The 3,493-nt window shown below is 48.0% G+C and carries 4 protein-coding genes; 3 read left to right on the forward strand and 1 reads right to left on the reverse strand.

Going from position 1 to position 3,493, the window contains the following annotated elements; translation table 11 throughout:
- From VF260_05450 to VF260_05460, 3 genes are all read left to right on the forward strand, one after another.
- Positions 1 to 256: DUF420 domain-containing protein (locus VF260_05450; protein HEX7056627.1), on the forward strand; the 256-nt coding region annotated here is incomplete at its 5' end.
- 108 nt (positions 257 to 364) lie between these two features.
- Complete coding sequence (locus tag VF260_05455) at positions 365 to 1,270, forward strand: ABC transporter ATP-binding protein (protein ID HEX7056628.1); 906 nt, start codon at positions 365 to 367, stop codon at positions 1,268 to 1,270.
- Positions 1,263 to 2,555 carry an ABC transporter permease gene (locus VF260_05460; GenBank protein ID HEX7056629.1) on the forward strand — a complete coding sequence of 431 codons (1,293 nt, stop codon included), beginning with the start codon at positions 1,263 to 1,265 and terminating at the stop codon, positions 2,553 to 2,555. Before VF260_05455 ends, VF260_05460 begins: the two co-directional genes overlap by 8 nt.
- A 506-nt stretch (positions 2,556 to 3,061) precedes the next feature.
- Here VF260_05460 and VF260_05465 read toward each other — a convergent pair.
- Positions 3,062 to 3,493: hypothetical protein (locus VF260_05465; GenBank protein HEX7056630.1), on the reverse strand; the 432-nt coding region annotated here is incomplete at its 5' end.

Genomic DNA, 3,493 nt, shown 5'->3' on the forward strand with positions numbered 1-3,493 from the left:
TACCGCGTGGAAGGTACCGTATGTCATTTTTCTGCTGTTTCATATTGTGCTTTCGACATCGGCGGCGATTTTCGGCGTCATAACGCTTTTCCTCGCCTTTTCGCAAAGGTTTGCCGCACATCGCAAGTGGGGCAGAGTGACGGCAGCTTTCTGGCTGGCCACCGCCGTAACCGGGGTTGTCGTCTATTTGCTCCTTTATATTGTTTTTCCGGGCGGACATACAGGCAGTTTGCCGAATGCGGTCATCAATCGTTAAGAAAAAAACAAGTGAAAATGGAATGCATTTCCGATATACTAGACTGGTGCAGGTATTGCATCTGTTTTTATTTTTTGAATGAAATAGGGAAGGGAGCAAAAACATTCCATGAGCGTAGTGCAACTTGAAAAGGTGGTAAAACATTACGGCGATGTGACCGCAGTAAATGGAATCAGTTTTTCGGTTGCCGAAGGCGAAATTTTCGGCTTACTTGGCGCGAACGGGGCGGGTAAGACGACGACGATGCGCATGGTGCTGGGGCTCATTTATCCGGATGACGGTAAAATCCTGTATGCGGGGCAGCCGTACTCGCAACAAATAGCCGCCACAATGGGATATTTGCCGGAAGAGCGCGGCCTTTATCCCAAGGTGAGCGTGCGCGACCAGTTGGTGTATTTGGCCCGCCTGAAAGGCAAGAGCAAGGCGGATGCCGAGCGGAATCTGAAAGATTGGCTGGAAAAATTCGGCGTTCCGGACTATATCGACAAGAAGGTTGAAGAGTTATCCAAAGGCAATCAGCAAAAAATTCAGTTTGTCGCGGCTATCCTCCATGCCCCGCGTCTGTTGATACTTGATGAAGCCTTCAGCGGTTTGGACCCGGTCAATGTGGAACTGTTGAAAAACACCGTAAAAGAATTGCGCGACAAAGGCACCAGCATCGTGTTTTCCACACACCGGATGGAGCATGTGGAGGAGTTATGCCAAAATATTTTAATCTTGCACCGCTCCCATACCGTCTTGCAGGGCAGCTTGAAAGAAATTAAAATGTCCTTTCCCAAGGAGCGCGTTTTTCTCTCGACGGAACAGGAAGTTACGGGATTGTCGGCGGTTCCGGGGGTAACTTCGGTTAGCAAGCAGGAAAACGGGGCAATCGTGCAGATTGACCGCCCGGAAGCGGCGCAGGAAATATTGCGGATAGCGGCAGCGCAAACAAATGTAACCAGGTTTGAAATTATGGAACCGACTTTGAATGAAATTTTTATTAAGACGGTAGGGGGGGAGCAGCATGAATAGCATGTGGACGGTGGTCGCGTTTACAATCCGCAATAAACTGAAAGCAAAATCATTTAAAATTTCCTCCCTGGTTCTTGTAATCCTCGTCACCATCGGCTTAAATCTTCCTTATTTCATTTCGCTATTGCAAACGGAAAAAACGGCAAACATCGGCATGACAGATACGAATTCCGCGCTCGCCGACAGTTTGCGGCAGTATTTTGAAAGCCAAAAGAAGCCGGGGCTTAAGATCGTCTTGTTCGCCGATCTTGGCTCGACGGATGCCAACGAAGAAGCGTTCAAGAAGGCAATCGAAGAAAAGAAAATCAGCGGATATTTGCTTGCGGGAGCGCCCGATCAGTCCGGATTTCCGGAAATGACCTACAAATCCGAAGGAACGCTGGAAATCGGCACAATGACCAAATTGGAAACGGCCTTGCAGCAAGTAAAGACCGAATGGGTTGTAAAGGAGTTGCACTTGTCGCAAGCGGATTTGACAAAAATTAGCGCCCCGGTGACGCTCAATAAAGTGCAGATTTCGGTTGGCGGCGTAGGGGGAGTCGGCAAAGAAGGAAAGTCGCAAGCGCAAGTGATTATGGCGACGGGACTGCTTTATGCGCTGATTATTTTGCTGTTTATCGGCGTCATGGTCTCCGGCCAGTTGATCGCGACGGAAATAACGGCGGAAAAAAGCTCGCGCGTGATGGAAATTCTGGTGACAAGCGTTACGCCGTTAAAGCAAATGTTCGGGAAAATTTTCGGCATGTTCGTGGTCAGCATCTTGCAAATCATGCTGCTGGTGGCGGCGGCGCTGATCAATGCAAATCTGCCGCAAAACCGCGCCGCATTCGCTGATTTGCACATCGACTGGTCCAATATCGATTACAATCTGATCATCTATGCGATACTTTTTTACTTGACCGGATATTTTCTCTACGCAACGCTGTTTGCCGCTGTCGGATCGATCGTCAGCAGGACGGAGGATTTGAGCCAGGCGATTTTGCCGGTGACGTTTTTGTCGATGATCGGCTATTTTATCGCCATCTTTGGTCTGCAAGACCCGACTTCGATGTTTGTCAAGGTGACATCGTTCATTCCGTTTTTCAGCCCGTTCATCATGTTTTTGCGCATGGGGCTGACGGATGTCGCGGTATGGCAAGTATGGCTCACAATCGGCATTTTGCTTGCTTCGATTTTGTTTTTTGGCTGGGTTTCGGCGAAAATATATCGCACCGGCGTGCTGATGTACGGCAAACGGCCATCCTGGAAAGAACTGCGGAAAGCGATGAAAGCTTATAAGGTGTAAGCCTATAAGGTGTGAGCCGCAGACGTTGCGGGGTCGCAAGTTTGGATCATATGATGTGTTGCACATGATGCGTTACAAAAGAGGGCCCTTTTTCCGGAGACGGATGAAGGGCCTTTTTGAACGGGCATCAAAATAAGTTGAAGGCGGACGCTTATGATAACTTTTTGCTATTAAAAGCGGCTACGCAGACGCTAACGGTTGCCATTGCGGTTATTTGGCGAAAAAAGGCTGTGCAAAAATTTTAACGGACGCTACAGAGGCTATTCGCCGTTTTTTTGCATGAATACCGTACAAAGCGCTAAAATAAGCGCACCTGCGTCCGTTAAACTTAAAAACCGGGAGTATAGCCCCAAATAGCCTCTGTCGCGTCCGTTAGCTTTGAGACTTCGCAAACTGACCGAAAATATGGAGCAAGATCTGGTTGAACCGGTCGACGGGCGAACATCGTAACATGGAAACTGCTAAAAAGTAGCGGCCTTTCATAGGCCGCTTCTTTGGGTCTTACTTTATCCGATTTTCTGCTTTAATATATCGATGTCCTTGTCGTGTTCCGCCAGCTTTTTCAAAACATAATTGTTCACTCGTTGCTGTTCATCCAACTTTTTATCAATCTGATCGAATCTGGCTGTAAATTCGGCGCGCATTTGTTTCATTTCCGACCTGATGTCGCTAATTTCCGACTTCATGCTGTTCATTTCCGACCTGATGTCGCTAATTTCCGACTTGATGCCGTTGATTTCCGACTTCATGCTGTTCATTTCCGACCTGATGTCGCTAATTTCCAACTTGATGCCGGAAATTTCCGACCGCATTTCAGCCATTTCCGCTCTCTGAGCCTGCTGTTCCTTGATCACATTAGCAACCATGTTAACCAATTGGGACAGCATTTCTTCCATATGACTCAATTTTTGATCGGTCATCTTACACCTCCGATTCCT

It is taken from the genome of Bacilli bacterium, assembly GCA_036381315.1.
In the GTDB taxonomy this organism is placed as follows: domain Bacteria; phylum Bacillota; class Bacilli; order Paenibacillales; family KCTC-25726; genus DASVDB01.

Bases quoted from the DNA above. Each gene is read 5' to 3' on its own strand.
- VF260_05460 (HEX7056629.1), top strand. From the start codon at position 1,263: ATGAATAGCATGTGGACGGTGGTCGCGTTTACAATCCGCAATAAACTG.
- VF260_05455 (HEX7056628.1), top strand. From the start codon at position 365: ATGAGCGTAGTGCAACTTGAAAAGGTGGTAAAACATTACGGCGATGTG.